Annotated in this window: 19 protein-coding genes; 12 read left to right on the plus strand and 7 right to left on the minus strand. The window is 35.1% G+C overall.

All coding sequences use genetic code 11. The annotated features are described in order from the left end of the window. Positions 1–185 precede the first annotated feature (185 nt). Positions 186–1,259, plus strand: a complete 1,074-nt coding sequence (locus GWR14_RS18675; protein WP_163410636.1) for a DKNYY domain-containing protein — start codon at positions 186–188, stop codon at positions 1,257–1,259. A gap of 3 nt (positions 1,260–1,262) precedes the next feature. Then, positions 1,263–1,676, plus strand: coding sequence for a nuclear transport factor 2 family protein (locus tag GWR14_RS18680; RefSeq protein WP_163410638.1), 414 nt, complete (start codon positions 1,263–1,265; stop codon positions 1,674–1,676). A gap of 28 nt (positions 1,677–1,704) precedes the next feature. Here the strand turns inward: GWR14_RS18680 and GWR14_RS18685 are convergent, their stop codons facing one another. From GWR14_RS18685 to GWR14_RS18710, 6 genes are all read right to left on the minus strand, one after another. Beyond that, the gene (locus GWR14_RS18685) at positions 1,705–2,145 is read right to left on the minus strand and encodes a hypothetical protein (RefSeq protein WP_163410640.1); all 441 of its coding nucleotides are present in this window, start codon (positions 2,143–2,145) and stop codon (positions 1,705–1,707) included. A 71-nt stretch (positions 2,146–2,216) separates the two neighbouring features. Continuing rightward, positions 2,217–2,603, minus strand: a complete 387-nt coding sequence (locus GWR14_RS18690) for a group III truncated hemoglobin (RefSeq protein ID WP_163410642.1) — start codon at positions 2,601–2,603, stop codon at positions 2,217–2,219. 83 nt (positions 2,604–2,686) lie between these two features. Continuing rightward, the gene (ilvA, locus tag GWR14_RS18695) at positions 2,687–3,931 is read right to left on the minus strand and encodes a threonine ammonia-lyase IlvA (protein WP_163410644.1); all 1,245 of its coding nucleotides are present in this window, start codon (positions 3,929–3,931) and stop codon (positions 2,687–2,689) included. Positions 3,932–4,117: 186 nt separating this feature from the next. Then, positions 4,118–4,660 (minus strand): DUF4136 domain-containing protein, encoded by a 543-nt coding sequence (locus tag GWR14_RS18700; RefSeq protein ID WP_163410646.1) that lies wholly within the window; start codon positions 4,658–4,660, stop codon positions 4,118–4,120. Positions 4,661–4,688: 28 nt separating this feature from the next. Then, positions 4,689–6,665 carry a urocanate hydratase gene (locus GWR14_RS18705; RefSeq protein ID WP_163410648.1) on the minus strand — a complete coding sequence of 659 codons (1,977 nt, stop codon included), beginning with the start codon at positions 6,663–6,665 and terminating at the stop codon, positions 4,689–4,691. 230 nt (positions 6,666–6,895) lie between these two features. After that, positions 6,896–7,081 carry a DUF5522 domain-containing protein gene (locus tag GWR14_RS18710; protein WP_163410650.1) on the minus strand — a complete coding sequence of 62 codons (186 nt, stop codon included), beginning with the start codon at positions 7,079–7,081 and terminating at the stop codon, positions 6,896–6,898. A 114-nt stretch (positions 7,082–7,195) separates the two neighbouring features. On the opposite strand from GWR14_RS18710, the gene GWR14_RS18715 reads away from it, so the two are divergent. The 4 genes from GWR14_RS18715 (at position 7,196) to hemL (ending at position 10,685) form a co-directional block, all read left to right on the plus strand. After that, positions 7,196–7,531 (plus strand): hypothetical protein, encoded by a 336-nt coding sequence (locus GWR14_RS18715; RefSeq protein ID WP_163410653.1) that lies wholly within the window; start codon positions 7,196–7,198, stop codon positions 7,529–7,531. Next, positions 7,528–8,436, plus strand: coding sequence for a 1-aminocyclopropane-1-carboxylate deaminase/D-cysteine desulfhydrase (locus tag GWR14_RS18720; protein ID WP_163410655.1), 909 nt, complete (start codon positions 7,528–7,530; stop codon positions 8,434–8,436). The genes GWR14_RS18715 and GWR14_RS18720 overlap by 4 nt, the downstream gene beginning before the upstream one ends. Beyond that, a complete protein-coding gene (locus GWR14_RS18725; RefSeq protein ID WP_163410657.1) occupies positions 8,429–9,328 on the plus strand; it encodes a glucosaminidase domain-containing protein in 900 nt (299 codons plus the stop codon). Before GWR14_RS18720 ends, GWR14_RS18725 begins: the two co-directional genes overlap by 8 nt. A 70-nt stretch (positions 9,329–9,398) precedes the next feature. Next, on the plus strand, positions 9,399–10,685 hold the full coding sequence (gene hemL / locus GWR14_RS18730; protein ID WP_163410659.1) for a glutamate-1-semialdehyde 2,1-aminomutase: 1,287 nt from the start codon (positions 9,399–9,401) through the stop codon (positions 10,683–10,685). Positions 10,686–10,728: 43 nt separating this feature from the next. On the opposite strand, the gene GWR14_RS18735 is transcribed toward hemL, so the two are convergent. After that, positions 10,729–11,181: a hypothetical protein gene (locus tag GWR14_RS18735; protein WP_163410661.1), complete on the minus strand. Its 453-nt coding sequence runs from the start codon at positions 11,179–11,181 to the stop codon at positions 10,729–10,731. Between the two features lie 295 nt (positions 11,182–11,476). Between GWR14_RS18735 and GWR14_RS18740 the strand changes: the two genes are divergently transcribed. From GWR14_RS18740 to GWR14_RS18765, 6 genes are all read left to right on the plus strand, one after another. Next, positions 11,477–12,949 (plus strand): MFS transporter, encoded by a 1,473-nt coding sequence (locus GWR14_RS18740; protein WP_163410662.1) that lies wholly within the window; start codon positions 11,477–11,479, stop codon positions 12,947–12,949. Between the two features lie 226 nt (positions 12,950–13,175). Further along, the gene (locus tag GWR14_RS18745) at positions 13,176–14,225 is read left to right on the plus strand and encodes an MFS transporter (RefSeq protein WP_187356545.1); all 1,050 of its coding nucleotides are present in this window, start codon (positions 13,176–13,178) and stop codon (positions 14,223–14,225) included. Positions 14,226–14,251: 26 nt separating this feature from the next. Then, positions 14,252–16,468: a molybdopterin oxidoreductase family protein gene (locus GWR14_RS18750; RefSeq protein WP_163410666.1), complete on the plus strand. Its 2,217-nt coding sequence runs from the start codon at positions 14,252–14,254 to the stop codon at positions 16,466–16,468. A 19-nt stretch (positions 16,469–16,487) separates the two neighbouring features. Next, the gene (locus GWR14_RS18755) at positions 16,488–17,063 is read left to right on the plus strand and encodes a 4Fe-4S dicluster domain-containing protein (protein ID WP_163410668.1); all 576 of its coding nucleotides are present in this window, start codon (positions 16,488–16,490) and stop codon (positions 17,061–17,063) included. 122 nt (positions 17,064–17,185) lie between these two features. Beyond that, positions 17,186–17,701, plus strand: a complete 516-nt coding sequence (locus GWR14_RS18760) for a QcrA and Rieske domain-containing protein (RefSeq protein WP_163410670.1) — start codon at positions 17,186–17,188, stop codon at positions 17,699–17,701. Between the two features lie 20 nt (positions 17,702–17,721). Next, a complete protein-coding gene (locus GWR14_RS18765; RefSeq protein WP_163401083.1) occupies positions 17,722–17,967 on the plus strand; it encodes a DUF6755 family protein in 246 nt (81 codons plus the stop codon). Positions 17,968–17,978 lie beyond the last annotated feature (11 nt).

A 17,978-nucleotide genomic window follows, 5' to 3' on the forward strand; every position in this document is an offset into this window, starting at 1 on the left:
ATGAGTTTTTAAAGGTTTAATTTTAAAAATAACAGTACTTTGTTGGGAAATTGTTAGTTTTTGATTACAATGTCCATAATCAAGTATTTTAAATTTCAATTATTATTTTGAAGAAAAATCAGCCATGAAAAAATAACAATAAAATACTTAGTTTTACAGAAAGTATATTTAGGTCTTTAAAAGGTATGAAAGTTTTTTTGATCATTTTAACAATAGTCGTTCTGGGATTTTTAGGAATAAGATATTTTTTATTCCGAATAGGAGACCCGGTAAACAGCAAACTCTCCGACTCATATTTTTACCATTACAGAAAAAATATAATTGTGCATTCGCCAATGGGAAACTGGTTCGAGTTGGGATATTATGAATCTGATGCTGATGTTGAATCTTTTCAGCCTATAAACAGGGATTTTGGAAAAGATAAAAAGAACGTTTTCTGGAAAGGAAGGAAACAAACTGTTGATTATGCGACTTTTCAGATAGATGCTTCCGGAATTATTAAGGATAAAAATCATGTTTATACTACCAACGGAAAAGAATATAATTTTTTAGGAATTATAGCAGGAGCAGACCCTAAAAGTTATCAGCTGCTTGATCCATCACTTCCGGATCATAAACGCATGAGTTGGTTTAAGGATTCTAATGCGGTTTTCTACAGAAGTAAAAAAATAGAGGGAGATCCGGCTACTTTCAAACCTTTAAATGATGCATTAGCCGTTGATGCGAATTTTATTTATTCAATTATTAATGAAAGGGACGATGGCATGTATGCGCATGATGTGAATGAAGTCATTCGAAAACACAAAAGAATGGAAGGTGTAATCAAAATTATTAATGATACATACGTTCAAATAGGAAATGCTGTTGTTTCTGCTTTTACGAAAGAGGAGTTTACGCTTCATACTTTCGAAACCATTAGAAACACAAAAGAAATTGATTATTTTACAATAGTCGTGAATGACACCTTAATTTACAAAGGAACAGAATATCCTGAAATTGATATTGAATCTTTTGAGCGATTAGATTACGGCTACTGCAAAGACAAGAAAAATATCTATCATGATGGCGAAAAAATAATTGGTGCTGTTATTTCAGGTTTTGAAATTATCTCTCAGGATTACTCTAAAGATGACAAAAATGTGTTTTATAAAAATGTTGTTGTTGAAAAAGCAGATCCAAAAAATTTCACAAGGACTTCTGAAAATGATGTTTGGGAAGACGGAAAAAATAAATATAAAAACGGAAAAATTGTTAATTAAAATATGGAACAGAAATTACCATTGCCGCCTTTTACTTTAGAGACGGCACTTCAAAAAATACAAATGGCCGAAGATGCCTGGAACAGTAAGGATCCGGAACGGGTTTCAAAAGCATATACTGTTGAAAGTGAATGGCGAAATCGCGATCATTTTATAAATGGCAGAGAAGAAATAGTCTCTTTTTTAACTGAAAAATGGAAGAAAGAACTGCATTATAAATTGAAGAAAGAATACTGGGCGCATACTGAAAACCGTATTGCGGTACGTTTTGAGTATGAATATCAAACGGCTGAAGGAAATTGGTTCAGGGCGTACGGCAATGAAAACTGGGAATTTGATGCCAACGGACTGATGCAAAAAAGATTTGCGAGTATCAATGATATTCAGATTAGCGAATCTGAGAGGAAATTGAAATAAATTTTGAAGCTATGAAAATAACGGTCGTTTAACAATCGTTATTTTCATAATTTACTTTCTCCATTTTATCCTCGTAACTTTCAGTTTCTTTTTTGGTCATACGGACTTCTTTCAGCGTTACTTTCAATTGTTTTTTACTGTCAGGGCTTATCCATATCCCATTAAAATTAGTTCCTTCCTTCTTCAAAATCATAACTCCTGAAAATCCATGTTCGACTAATACAAATTGATTTTTATTTTTTTTATTTTGAGTAATGTCTAATTGTATCCAGCTTCCGGATTTGTCGTAACGATACATAGAAGTATACATTAAGTCAGCTGTACAAGGATTCTCTTCTTCTTTTATATAAAATGTTACTGTTATTTTTCCGTCAATAGTGCCTTTGTATAAAAATGATTTGGCAGTTTGTGCCTGAAAATTATTAAAGAGAAACAAAGAAAAGATAAAGGACAGGAAAGCTTTTGTCATATTTTGGAATAATAGCGTTTAGTTAAATTTAGTCATTTTAAAAGTAATAATTCAGAGTTGTCCAAATGTTTTTAATGATTTGCAGGATTTCTAAAATACTCAATTTTATGATTGAACATAAATGCCATATTCGTTGCACGCATTTTGGCTTCTTCAGTAATTACTCCTGAAAACTGAGCATCTATTGATGTATTAAAAAGCATTACCCAACGGTCAAAATGAGTTTTGTCGACAGGTAGTTGTTTGTGTGGCGGGAAAGGGCTTCCGGAATAAGCACGGACATCAAATAAAATAGTTTGCCAGAAACCATACATTTTTTGTAAATGCTCAGGCCAGCGACCCTGCAATTTATCATTGAAAATTGGTCCAAGTAAATCGTCTTTTCTAACACTGTCATAGAAAGTGTCCACCATTTGTTTGATGTCGTCTATGTTTGAAATATCTTTAAGCACAGCCATACTTTTAAAATTGAATTTTGAGTTGCAAAAATACGATATAACGTCTTTTTTATTTGCTGATATTTATCATAACAACAGATTGATTATCCGATTAACTGCGTAAATAAATCATGATTTTCATTCAGATATTGAAATTCAAAACCGTATTGAGTCATTTTCATTTTAATAGGCTGAATATCTTTTTTCTTTTTCAATTCTATTCCCACTACGACCGAACCTTTTTCACGACTGTTTTTTTTAGCAAACTGAAAATAAGTAATATCGTCATCAGGACCTAAAATATTATTTACAAATTCTTTTAAAGCACCCGGACGCTGTGGAAACTGAATCATAAAATAGTGCATCAGTCCTTCATAAAGCAATGAACGCTCTTTTATTTCGGCTGTTCTTTCAATATCATTGTTGCTTCCGCTGACTATGCAAACTACTTTTTTGTGCTTAATTTTATCTTTGTAAAAATCTAAAGCGGCAATTGTCAAAGCACCCGCAGGTTCAACCACCATGGCTTCTTCATTGTACAATCTTAAAATGGTGGTGCATACTTTGCCTTCCGGAACCAGAATGATATCGTGCAGATTTTGTTTACAGATTTCAAAAGTTTTATCGCCAACTTGTTTTACAGCTGCTCCGTCAACGAATTTATCAATCGTTTTTAAAACTGTATTTTTATTTTCTTCAATAGAAGTTTTCATCGAAGGAGCTCCTTTGGGTTCAACACCTATTATTTTGGTATTAGGACTTAAGTATTTAAAAACTTCTGATAAACCGGAAGCTAGTCCACCACCGCCAATAGGTACAAAAATATAATCAATAGGTTCTTTATAAGTTTCAAGGATTTCTAACCCAACAGTTCCTTGTCCGGCAATAACCTTTTCATCATCAAACGGATGAATGAATATTTTATGATTTTTGATAGCGTCTGCAGTTGCAGATCCATAAGCATCGTCAAAAGTATCTCCGGTAAGTACAATTTCAACAAACGATTTCCCGAACAATTGTACTTGTTTTACTTTCTGTTTCGGAGTCGTTTTTGGCATATAAATTTTACCCTTAATTTTTAGTAAATTACAGGAATAAGCAACGCCCTGAGCGTGATTTCCGGCGCTGGCACAAACTACTCCAATTTGTTTTTCAGCATCAGTTAACGAAGAAATTTTATTGTATGCCCCTCTGATTTTATACGAACGAACAATTTGTAAATCTTCTCTTTTCAATAAAATGGTCGATTTAAATTCGTCCGAAAGATTTAGATTTTGTGTCAAAGGAGTGGCAGCAACAACATTTTCGAGTTGTTTTTTTGCGTTAAGTACTTCGTTAAATAAATTCATGATGTATTTGATTAAATCTTTTTAAAAATAAAAAACCTCCCGTTTGTTGGGAGGTTCTTATAAACTATATTTTACATATTTATATAACACCTCGCCATCATTGCTGAATTGCAATAATGCTGATAATAGCGATAATAATGTTATTAAAATTTGTCATTTTTGTTATTTGAAAAGCAAATTTATCAATTATTTTTTTATTTGAGGAGGATATTGAGCCAAAATTTTGTTTACAAATTCAGCAATTCTTTCATCCTTTTTATCGATGTTTCTGGTCAAAACTCCAATTCCTTCGCCCTGCCAGATCATTTCTTTTTTCTTGGCATCAATTAAATCGATGTATAAAGTTCCTTCGGTAGAAGTTGAAACAGTTGTTTGGTTTCCACCGTACATCATCCACGGATTCCATCCCCATCCCCAACCGTAGCCCCATCCGGCGCTAAATTGGTTTACATCAACCTGTTCTCTTGATTTCGTAAAAATATTTACCAGTAAATCAGGATTTTCACTTTTTGTAAAGCCTTTCGCCTGCAATTCGCTCTCTATTGCATGAAGGATACGTCTTTTATCCAAATCAGAAATCTCGACTTTATCAATTCCGGGTTTGAAGAAGGCATATGTTTTATAAGGCGTAAAATCGACATTTTTGTCGTAATCAGAATAAACAGTAACACTGCTGCATGAAGTAAAAATCAATAACAGCAAAATCGGAACTAATTTGAATGTTTTCATAATTTTAGAATTAAATGTTTTGTTTTAGTTATAGCAAGCTCTCATCAACAAGATTAGGTAAAGTTACTTTTAATAATGGCTGAACTTCCATTGCTCTTTTTATAGCAAAAACAGCACCTTCGTTTCGGGCCCAGCTTCGTCTTGAAATTCCGTTATTAACATCCCAAAAAAGCATTGATGCTAAACGTTTTGAAGCTTCTGTAGAGCCATCAAGAACCATACCAAATCCGCCGTTTATAACCTCTCCCCAGCCAACTCCTCCACCGTTGTGAATTGAGACCCAGGTGGCACCTCTAAAGCTGTCTCCAATCACGTTATGAATCGCCATATCGGCAGTAAAACGAGATCCGTCATAGATATTTGAAGTCTCTCTGTAAGGCGAGTCAGTTCCTGAAACGTCATGGTGATCACGTCCTAAAACGACAGCGCCAATTTCGCCTTCGGCAATAGCCTGATTAAAAGCTTCTGCGATTTTTATTCTTCCTTCTGCATCGGCGTAAAGAATTCTTGCCTGAGAACCTACAACCAATTTATTTTCCTGAGCGCCTTTTATCCATTTAATGTTATCCTGCATTTGCTGTTGAATTTCATTTGGAGCAGTTTCAGCCATTTTTTCTAAAACTTCGCAGGCAATGGCATCCGTTTTTAATAAATCTTCTGGTTTTCCGGAAGTACAAACCCAGCGGAAAGGTCCAAATCCGTAATCGAAGCACATTGGTCCCATAATATCCTGAACGTAACTTGGATATTTGAAATCGATATTATTTTCAGCCATTACATCTGCTCCGGCACGTGAAGCTTCTAATAAAAAGGCATTTCCGTAATCAAAAAAGTAAGTGCCTTTTGCAGTGTGTTTGTTAATGGCATCAGCATGACGACGTAAACTTTCCTGTACTTTTTCTTTGAATAAATCCGGATTTTCAGCCATCATTTTATTAGCGTCTTCAAACGAAATTCCAACCGGATAATATCCTCCGGCCCAAGGATTATGAAGGGAAGTTTGATCAGATCCCAAATCAATTTTGATATTTTCCTGATCAAAACGTTCCCAGACATCAACCACGTTTCCTAAATAAGCGATCGAAACGGTTTCTTTATTTGCTTTCGCTAAAGTGACTCTGGAAACCAGTTCATCTGTAGAAGTTACAATCTCATTAATCCATCCTTGCTCGTGACGGATTTTTGTGATTTTCGGATTTACTTCGGCGCAGACCGTAATACAACCCGCAATATTTCCCGCTTTTGGCTGTGCGCCTGACATTCCGCCAAGTCCGGAAGTTACAAATAAACTTCCTTCAGGATTTTGTTTTATTTTTCTAAAACCGTTTAAAACCGTAATCGTAGTTCCGTGTACGATTCCCTGCGGACCAATATACATATAACTTCCCGCTGTCATTTGTCCGTATTGCGAAACCCCAAGAGCATTCATTTTTTCCCAGTCGTCAGGTTTAGAGTAATTTGGGATCACCATTCCGTTTGTTATGACAACTCTAGGCGCTTCTTTATGCGAAGGAAATAATCCCATTGGGTGACCAGAATACATGGTTAAAGTCTGCTCATCTGTCATTTCAGACAGATACTGCATTGTCAATAAATATTGTGCCCAGTTCTGGAAAACCGCTCCGTTTCCTCCATAGGTAATCAATTCGTGTGGATGTTGCGCCACCGCATAATCCAGATTGTTCTGAATCATGTGCATGATCGCTTTTGCCTGCAATGATTTCCCTGGATATTCGTCAATTGGACGAGCATACATTCTGTAATCCGGACGAAGACGATACATATAAATACGTCCGTATTTTTCTAATTCTTCTGAAAATTCAGGAATTAATTCAGCGTGATGTTTTGGGTCGAAATAACGTAAAGCATTTTTTAAAGCCAGCTTTTTTTCTTCTGCCGAAAGAATTTCTTTTCGTTTCGGAGCATGATTAATTGCTGTGTCGTATTCTTTTTTTGAAGGAAGTATAGAAGGTATTCCTTGTTGTATTTCTTGTTGAAAAGTCATTTTTTTAATTTTAGATTTTAGATTGAAATTATCTAATTTTCAAATTGTCACATTTTATAATTAAAAAAACTAAGGATAACGGATATCCGATCTGTGATAGGATTTGTGGATTGTAATCCTAAATTTTCGTGAGCGAATATCCATGTTATAATTTTAGATTTTAGATTGGAATTTGGAATTTAAAAATTGGAATTTAATTGAATTATCTAATTTTCAAATTGACACATTATCTAATTAGCCTTCTTTCTGATTTCTCCCGTTCGTTTGTCAAACCCATAAGGGCAATGACGACAACCGCTTTTACAGCAGTAACCGCGTTTTAAATGATGTTTTTCAGTAAAGCATTTATAACTTTCGGGCGTATAATAAAAATCTTCACCTTCGATTAATTTATTTTCATTACTTTGCTCTTTCATAAATCTGCTTCACGTTCTTTTTCTAATAATTAAAATCAAAAACATAAAAATTTGATTGTGATTTTATTGAAATCGAACAATTTTACAGCTACAAATTTATAAATTTTACAGCCAATGTTTCTGATTGTTGCTAAATATTTAATTCCGAAAGGATATCGAGGAATGGCTGTTTTTCCGTTTGTTTTGGTTAAATATGATTTTGATAAGACCAATGCAGTTTTTATCAATCATGAAAAAATACATTTGAGACAACAATTAGAGCTTTTGGTAATTCCGTTTTTTGTGTGGTATTTTTTAGAATATTTAATTCGTTTAATTCAATATAAAAATGGGGCATTGGCGTATCGAAATATTAGTTTTGAAAGAGAAGCTTACGCTAAAGAAACCGACTTAAATTATCTGAAAAAGCGATCGTTTTTTCAGTTTCTATATTACATCAAGTTAAAATGAATCCAGTTTTTAATCAGCCAATAAATATTGACTTCCCAAATGGAATTTCCTTGACTATAAAACGTGAAGATTTAATTCATCCGTTTGTGTCAGGAAACAAATTCAGGAAATTAAAATACAATTTACTTCAGGCAAAAGCCGAAAACAAAAAGACTTTACTGACTTTTGGAGGGGCTTTTTCTAACCATATTGCAGCAGTTGCTTATGCAGGAAACGAACAAGGTTTAAAAACAATTGGAATTATTCGGGGCGATGAACTTTTTGATAAAATTGAAGAAAACCCCACTTTAAAATTTGCTCAGGAAAACGGAATGCAGTTAGAATTTATTTCCAGAGAAGAGTATCGTTTAAAAAACGAAGATTCCTTTATAGAAAAGTTAAAGGAAAAATATGGAGATTTTTATTTAGTACCCGAAGGCGGAACGAATGAATTGGCCGTAAAAGGCTGTGAAGAGATTTTGACTGCTGAAGATGCAGTTTTTAATTACGTTTGCTGTGCTGCTGGAACGGGCGGAACCATTTCTGGATTAATAAACAGTGCATTGCCAAATCAGAAAATTTTAGGGTTTCCGGCGTTAAAAGGTGACTTTTTAAACGATGAAATTCGTATTTTTGCAAAAAAGGATAACTGGAATTTAATTTCTGACTATCATTTTGGAGGTTATGGCAAAATAAATTTGGAATTAATTGAATTTATCAATGCTTTTTTTGATGAAAATAAAGTGCCCTTAGATCCAATTTATACAGGAAAAATGGTTTTTGGCGTTATAGATTTAATCCATAAAAATTATTTTCCTGCGCATTCAAAAATTTTACTTATTCACACAGGCGGATTGCAGGGAATTCAAGGTATGAATTTGAAATTGAAGCAGAAAAAATTACCAATACTCAAAATTGATGATTAAAAAACTTATAATATTCTTCATTATAGCAGCTTTAACAGGTTGCTCTTCGAGTAAACCGGTTATTGCGACAACAAAAAAGGCAGCGGCAGTTCAGAAACCAAGAACGGTTTCGACAAAACGAACCGCTGATGCTAAACCAGTTGCTAAAAAATACCCTTCTACAAACAATACAGAAGTTATTCAGTCGACTTCAAAAACGGTTGTTACCAGCGATTTAATCAATAATTATGTGTTGCAGTACAAAGATATTGCCATCGGAAACATGCAAAAATATGGTATTCCTGCAAGTATTATTCTGGCTCAGGGAATATTAGAATCGGGTGCCGGAAAAGGAGATCTGGCTGTGACTGCGAATAATCATTTCGGAATCAAATGTCATAAAGACTGGCTTGGAGAAAGTGTTCGCCATGACGATGATGCTTCTCAGGAATGTTTCAGGAAATACAATGAAGCTTCAGAATCGTATAGGGATCATGCCTTATTTTTGGTAGGTAAAAACAGGTATGCTGTTTTGTTTACGTATGAAAAAGACGATTACAAAGCCTGGTCAAAGGGGTTAAGAGCATGTGGTTATGCAACTGACCCAAATTATCCGGATAAATTAATCAGCTATATTGAACGTTACAATCTGCATCAGTATGATTGTCAGGTCACCGGAAAAAATTATGTTGCAATAAATAAAACAGCTCCAACAAGAAAATCATCTTATGATGTGGCTTCTGATCCAAAAATAAATATGAATTCAAATGACCCCAATTTATATGAAGTTCAAAAAGGGGATACTTTGTATTCCATTTCAAAAAAGTTCAATTTATTGGTCGAAGACTTAAAACAAAAAAATAATCTAACTGATAATGCACTTTCGATAGGACAAAAGTTGAGAGTGAAATGATAAATTGATAATTATCAATTGTCAATTAGAAAAAATCTAAGAAGTCTAAGATCTAATAATCTAAAAAAAAATGATTTATAAAAGAAGTAGTCAGCTTTTTGCTGAAGCAGAAAAAGTAATTCCGGGAGGGGTAAATTCACCAGTAAGAGCATTTAAAGCCGTTGGCGGAACTCCGATTTTTGTAAAAAGCGCCAAAGGAGCTTATTTATTTGATGAAGACGGAAACAAATTAATAGATTATATCAACTCCTGGGGGCCAATGGTTTTAGGTCACGCTTATCAGCCGGTTGTAGACGCAGTAATCGAAAAAGCAAAACTGGGAACTTCATTTGGAATGCCAACAGAACTGGAAACTGAAATTGCCGCTTTGGCTGTTTCTATGGTTCCGAATATTGATAAAATACGCTTTGTAAATTCAGGTACAGAAGCTTGTATGAGTGCGATTCGTTTGGCTCGCGGATTTACAAAAAGAGATAAAATCATCAAATTTGCAGGCTGTTACCACGGACATTCTGATTCATTTTTGATTCAGGCAGGAAGTGGTGCTGTAACTTTTGGTTCTCCAAATAGTCCGGGAGTTACACAAGGAACTGCAAAAGATACGTTATTGGCAAAATACAATGATTTAGAAAATGTAAAAACTCTGGTTGAAGCTAATAAAGGAGAAATTGCCGCAATTATTATTGAAGCAGTTGCAGGAAATATGGGCTGTATTCCACCTGTAAAAGGTTTCCTTGAAAGTTTAAGAGAATTGTGTACAGCAAACGGAATCTTATTGATTTTTGATGAGGTAATGACCGGTTTTCGTTTGGCTCGCGGAGGTGTCCAGGAATTATATGGCATTGATGCTGATATCGTGACTTTCGGAAAAGTAATTGGCGGAGGACTTCCGGTTGGAGCTTTTGCTGCACGTGAGGAAATTATGAATCATTTAGCACCGCTTGGACCAGTTTATCAGGCTGGGACATTGTCCGGTAATCCGCTTGCAATGGCTGCCGGATTAGCGATGTTACAATCTTTAAATAATGATCCTGCTATTTTTACCCGATTAGAAGAAAAAACAGCTTATCTGGAGGCAGGAATTGACAGAGTTTTAAAAGCGAATAATGTAGTTTTTACAATTAACAGAGTTGGTTCTATGATTTCGGTTCACTTTGATGCAGATCCGGTTACCGACTTTCAAACTGCTGCAAAAGGAGATAATGAAACGTTTAAAAAATTCTTCCACGGATTATTGCAGGAAGGAGTTTATATTGCGCCATCTGCATATGAAACGTGGTTTATTACAGATGCTTTGACGTATGAAGATTTAGATTTCACCATTAATGCAATTGATAAAGTTTCTAAAACTTTTTAATAACAAAAAAGAGGCCATCGAGCCTCTTTTTTTATTTGATAGTTTAGTTATTATCTCTTCTGTATTCTCTCATTTTATCCTTTGCCTTATCTTTATTTTCCTCCTGAATTTTTTTCCATTTAGTGTATTGATCGGTAGTTAGAATTCCTTTCATTTTAGCATCATTCGCATCTGCTTCTGCTGTCATTTCTTTTTTGAAAGCTTCTCTCTGTTCAGCAGTTAGTTTACTTCCTTTCTCTCTTTGTTCTTTTCGGGCTTCTCTTAATTTTTCAGCTTTTGCACTTCTTTCAGCAATCAATTGTTTTACCTGATCCTGCTGCTTAGCGTTTAAAGTAAGATCAGCAGTTAGTTTTTTCAGTTGTTTTTCGTTTCGCTCTTCCGGTGTTAATCTTTCTCTTTTTTCACGAGGTGGTCTCTGATCAGTATCCATCTCTCCATCCTGAGCAAAACTTGTTATTCCAACGAATAATAAAGCTGCGATAAATAATTTTTTCATGATTTGTTTTTTTTAATTGGTTATAGGATTTAGACATGATCAAATTCAATAGGTTTAATCTGATAGTCAGAATTTTAATCATTTAACAAAAAATATAGAAAAAATGGTTGGTGTTAAGTATAAAGTGTAGCCAGAATTAAGATTAAACCACTATTAAATATTTGTATTGTAGGGTTTTAGCTGGATTTTTTTGTTTAACTTAGAAGAATTATTTTTTTAGCAAAAAAAAATAATTTACAAGGGTTCCTGCTATTAAGGAATAGATTTTAAGAATATAATTTAAATACTAAATTCTATGGCTGATCTTTCCCAATCTCATCGTATTCTTTTTCTCAATACTTTAGCTTTTGCAATTTGTTTTGCCTGCTGGACTCTCAATGGAGTTTTGGTTACTTTTCTCGTCGATAAAGAAATCTTCAATTGGGATGTCGTACAAATCGGTTGGCTTTTAGGGATTCCTGTTCTTACGGGTTCGGTTATGAGGCTGCCTATGGGAATCTTAACTGATAAATTTGGAGGTAAAATTGTGCATTCAGCTTTATTGATTTTGGCTTCTATTCCTTTATTTCTATTGCCTTTTGCAACTTCTTTTACGGTTTTTGCTATTCTAAGTTTTTTGTTTGGAATGGTAGGAACCAGTTTTGCAGTTGGTGTTGCTTCAACTTCTGTCTGGTATCCGAAAGAATGGCAGGGAAGGGCTTTGGGAATTTTTGGAATGGGAACTGCCGGAGCATCCATAACACCTTTTTTAGCACCTTCATTATTGAATAAATTTTCAGAAATCGATCCGGTAAACGGCTGGAAATGGCTGCCTGTTATTTATGGTTCTGCTTTATTGTGTATGGGAATTGTATTTCTGATTTTCGCTAAAAACAAAAGAATAGACGCCCAGTCTAAAAGTGCAAAAGAATTAATGCAGCCTTTAAAAAGTGTTCGTGTATGGCGTTTTGGAACCTATTATTTTTTAGTTTTTGGTTCGTTCGTAACGTTTTCACAATGGCTTTTGCCCAATTTTATGAATGTGTATCACACAACCTTGATACTAGGCGGAATTTTTACTTCCTGTTTCAGTTTGCCAGCCGGTGTTGTACGTGCTTTTGGAGGCTTTTTGTCAGATAAATTCGGGGCAAGAAAAGTAATGTATTGGGTTTTGAGTTCTTCTGTCGTTTTAAGTTTTTTATTGCTGTTTCCGAAAATGGATATCACGACTTCAGGAAGTGGTTTGTTAGCGAGTAAAGCAGGAATCGTTACAGCAGTTTCATCAAATAAAATTGTAATTGATGATAAGGAATATGTAATTAGTGAAAAAGATGAAAACCAATTGCATTCTGAATTTTTTCCATCCAAAAAAACATGGCAGGAAACTGTTGTTGCTGAAAATCAAAAAGTACAGAAGAAAGATTTATTAGCAGAAGGAATTACACAAATTCATTTTGAAGCCAATATGTGGGTGTATTTGGTTCTGGTTATTTTAATTGGAATTTGTTGGGGAATTGGCTCTGCTGCAGTTTTTAAACACATACCGGATTATTTTCCAAACGAAGTAGGGGTAATTGGCGGAATGGTAGGCTTATTGGGAGGTCTTGGCGGATTCTTTGGACCTATTATTTTTGGATATCTATTATCATTTACCGGATTCTGGACAAGTTCATGGTTCTTCATTTTGGCATTGTCACTAACTTGTTTGATCTGGATGCATCGTGTAATTGTAAAAATGACTAAAGAAAAACTGCCTGAATTTGCTAAGGATATAGACAGAAAGGAATAAACTACGTATTTCAGTTAAGTAGAAATAGGAATGATTTGTGTTGCTTTTTAAATTGAAATATTGAAAGTTAGCAACATTATAACATTTTTAAGCATTATTGTGTTTGAAAATTATACTTAGGTATTTTTACTTAGTTTTTCTTTATTTACTTTTACTCCCGAAGAAAATCTCTCTTTTAATAAAAAAAAATGGAGGATAATATAAGTGTGTATTTAATATGATCAGGATGAAAAACAGGACTTTTAATACTAAAGCATTACTCATTGCTACATTACTTTCGATATTTATGATTGTATTGGTATTTTATGGGTCAAGGGAATTGCAAAATTTTGATGCTGCACTAATTACCTATCTCTTCGGAACCATATTCGCTTTTTTTGGGATTGTGTACCGTTACACAGTATGGCTTCAAAGACCTCCAACATGGATTTATTTTAAAAGAGGAATTACCTTTTTGTTTACCGGAAAAGTGTTCTCTCATTTTTGGTTTGCATCTAAAGAAACTATAGAAAATATTGCTTTTCAGAAGTTTATTTACCCAAGAGGGAAATACCGCTGGATGGCGCATTTTATGATTGCAATAGGCTGTACATCTGCTTTTTTAATTACGATTCCATTGACTTTTGGATGGATTCATTTTACTATGGCGCCAAATAGCATCTCCGTTTACGAAGCCCATTTTTTTGGTTTTAAAGTAATGGATTTTGAGTTAGGTTCTATCATGGCATTCCTGACTTTTCATGCTTTGAACTGGTCTTCTTATTTAGTCATTTTTGGTTCTGTATATTATTTAAGAAGACGATTGACCAATCCCGGATTGATTGCTACCCAGACTTTTGAAGGTGATTTATTGCCGCTTATTTTATTAATTGCTATTTCAGTTACCGGATTAGGACTGACGTATTCGTATCAGTTTATGAAAGGTTTTGCTTTTGACTTTTTGGCGGTTCTTCATGCTGTGACAGTAATCATGTTTTTAATCTGGATTCCGTTCGGAAAGTTTTTTCATATTATTCAACGTCCGGCACAAATTGGAGCACATATCTATAATAAAGAAGGTAGAAAGAAAGGAATGGCAGTTTGTCCGCACACTGGAGAAGAGTTTGCCACAAAACTGCACATTGACGATCTTAAAATAGTGACTAAAGAATTAGGTTTTGATTTTACTTATGAAGACGGGACTTCACATCTGGATTTAAGTCCTGAAGGAAAAAGATCCCGATTGGCTCAGGCTCATTTAAGAGCAAGGCAGGACGGAGGAAATTTATTTGGATAATTTTTAAAGAAAAATATAAAAAAAACATGGCAAAATTACCTGTTTCAGAAGAACATATTGTTTCACTTTTTGGGCCTCATAAAAATTATAGTCCAAAGGAAGGTTATGAGGGAAGAGACGAACCGGATGAATTAGTGAAAACACATTGCTGTTTTTGCGGAATGCAATGTGGAATTCAGTTATCTGTAAAAGAAAATAAAGTAGTTGGTTTTGAACCATGGATGGAATTTCCGTTCAACGAAGGAAGACTTTGTCCAAAAGGAGTACAGCGTTATTTGCAGAACAATCATCCTGACCGACTTTTGAGTCCGTTAAAAAGAGTAGAAGGACAGGGATTTGTACCCACTTCCTGGGATGATGCGATGGAGAAAACGGTTTCTGAAATAAAACGCATTCAGGAAAAATATGGAAACGATGCTTTTTCGATGCTTTCTGGAGTTTCTTTAACGAATGAAAAAAGTTATTTGGTGGGAAAATTTGCCAGAGTAGCTTTAAAAACCAAAAATTTAGATTACAATGGACGCTTATGCATGGTAAGTGCAGGTGCCGGAAATAAAAAAGCATTTGGACTGGACAGAGGTTCCAATAACTATTCGGATCTTGAATATGCTGAGGTAATTATTGTGGCCGGAGCCAATATTAGCGAAACGTTTCCAACATTAACACACTGGATTTGGAAAGCAAGGGACAGAGGTGCAAAATTGATTGTAATTGATCCAAGAATAATTCCATTGGCGAGAACTGCCGATATTCATTTGGATGTACGTCCGGGAACTGATTCAGCCTTGTATGGTGCGATGCTGAAATATTTGGCCGATCACGATATGCTGGATCATGATTTCATAAATAATCATACTTCGGGATTTCAGGAAACTTTAGATGCTGTAAAAGACAATACACTGGAATGGGCGGAAGAAGTTACCGGAATCAAAAAAGAAAAAATACAACAGGTTGCAGAATTATGGGGAAAAGCCAATACGAGTTTTCTTCTTCATGCACGCGGAATAGAACACCACTCAAAAGGAGTGGATAATGTTTTGGGATGTATCAATCTGGTTTTGGCAACAGGAAGAATTGGTAAACCATATTGTGGTTATGCGACAATTACCGGACAAGGAAATGGACAAGGAGGAAGAGAACATGGTCATAAGTGTGATCAGTTACCAGGAAACAGAGATATCGAAAATCCGGAACATCGCAAATACATTTCAGAAGTTTGGGGAATTGACGAAAAAGATTTACCTGGAAAAGGTTTGTCTGCTTATGAAATTATCGAAGCCATTCACAGAGGAGAAATCAAAGGTTTATTGTCTATTTGTTTCAATCCATTGGTTTCGTTGCCAAACAGCAACTATGTTCGTGAAGCTTTAGAAAAATTGGAGTTTTACGTTTGTATTGACTTTTTCCTGAATGAAACAGCCCGTCATGCTGATATTGTTTTAGCAGGTTCTTTGCAGGAAGAAGAAGAAGGAACGACAACTTCTGCCGAAGGAAGGGTAATCCGTATTCGTCAGGCCGTTACGCCTCCGGGTGATGCCAGAACAGACAGCTCTATTATTTTGGAAATTGCCAAACGTTTGGGGGTGAAAGACAAATTTACATACGAAAACAGTGAAGCTATTTTTAATGAATTGCGTGTTGCATCAAAAGGAGGAACAGCCGATTATTTCGGAATAACCTATCAAAGAGTGGAAGATGAAATGGGTGTCTTTTGGCCTTGTCCAACAATAGGGCATCCGGGAACACCACGCTTATGGGAAGACAGAAAGTTTAAAACACCTGATGGAAAAGCGCATTTTAATCCTGCTCCCTATAAACTCCCGGGCGAAGTAACTGACGAAGATTATCCGGTAATTTTAACGACTGGACGTGTAGTTTCTCAATATCTAAGCGGAACACAAACCCGTAGAATCGGAAAGTTAGTAGATCAGTTTCCGGAACCTTTGTTAGAAATCCACCCTAATATGGCCAAACAATACGGAATTCAGCAAAGGGAATTGGTCCGCGTTTCAACCAGAAGAGGAGAAGGCGTTTTTCCGGCTAATATTGTAGAAACCATTAGACAAGATACCGTTTTTATTCCGTACCACTGGTCCGGAAAAAAATCAGCAAATCAATTGACACCGGGAACCTTGGATCCAATTTCAAAAATACCCGAATTTAAAGTTTGTGCCTGTCATTTGGAACCTCTTAAGGAAATTGCACCTCCTTCAAGTGAATCAAAAGCCTACGCCAGTATTTAATCTATAAAAAAACGAATTAATGAATTATACCAGTTTTAATACAAACGAAGAATTTTTTGTAGACATGCAGCGCTGTATTGGCTGTAAAGCTTGTGAATTGGCCTGTGCAGAATGCGAAACTAATGGACAGGAAAGCATGATACATGTTAATTACGTAGATCGTGCTGCTACCGTACAAACAACGGTTCAGGTGTGTATGCACTGCGAAGATCCTGTCTGCGCGAATGTATGTCCGGCAGATGCAATATCCCAGGACGAATTCGGAATCGTTCATACGGCCAATACCGAAAGATGTATCGGATGTTCGAATTGTGTGATGGCTTGTCCTTTTGGTGTGCCTAAAAAAGAGGAAAATTATGATTTGATGATGAAATGTACCATGTGTTACGACAGAACAAGCGTGGGTAAAAAACCAATGTGTGCGACCGTTTGTCCAAGTGGTGCTTTGTTTTTTGGTACGAAAGAAGAAATTCAGGAAATGCGCCCTAACAGTACGCCGGTAAACAGTTTCATATTTGGAAAAGAAACAGTGAATACTAAGGTTAATATTATGATGCCTAAAGGAAGTACAGAACTGATAATTTTTAGGTATTAAGTGATGAGAATTAAGTATTAAGATTTTAGAAATAGAATATAGAAAAAAGATAATAGAAGACAGATTTTAGTTTACATATAGCTTCAAAAAAACTGAAATAAAACTTTTTACACCATAAAAAAATGTCTAAAGAAGATAATCTAAATAAAAACTGGAAAAAAGACTTTCCTATTGAGAAACAGCTGGCAACCAGTGTCAGCAGACGTGACTTCGCAAAATTCCTTACCTTGGTTTCCGGAGGATTGATGGTAGGAAGTGGTTTAGTTGCAGCAAAAGCTTATATTTATCCAAAAGAAGAAGTTGAAGGCGATCATTTTGTGTGTAAAAAAGCCGAAGTTCCTGTGGGCGGAACGCGTGCTTTTGTCATCGAAGGCAGTACGATTCCGTATATATTAATTCATTTAGAAAATGGGGATTTTAAAGCGTATGAACAGAAATGTACCCATCTTTCCTGTTCAGTTTTTTACAAACCCGGAACCGGAATTATTCATTGTCCATGCCATGAAGGTTCTTTTGATGCGAAAACAGGTGATGTTCTTGCTGGTCCTCCGCCAAGAGCTTTGCCTAGTCTGGATGTTTTTTTTAAAGGAGATGACATTTATGTAAAAGCTGCCGTTCAGGAAAAAAATCCGGCATAAATTATTAAAATAAATCAGTTATGAGTAATTTTAGAAGAAGTCAGAACCAATCCAATCCAAACAAGCTGAATGCAATTCTTTCGTCATTAATTTTTATTTTAATTTTGAATGTAAGTATTCAGATTTGGCTGTTGTATGCAGCGCTGAACAATGCTTTAGATAACAATAAAGAAATTCTAATTCCTGCCTTTGTGGCTTCTTTAATATTGTTTTTAATAGGCTTTAGCTGGCTGTATTATTTGCCAAAAGGAAATTTTAAAAAATGAGATAGTTAATC

The organism is Flavobacterium ajazii (assembly GCF_010614725.1).
Taxonomy (GTDB): Bacteria; Bacteroidota; Bacteroidia; order Flavobacteriales; family Flavobacteriaceae; genus Flavobacterium; species Flavobacterium ajazii.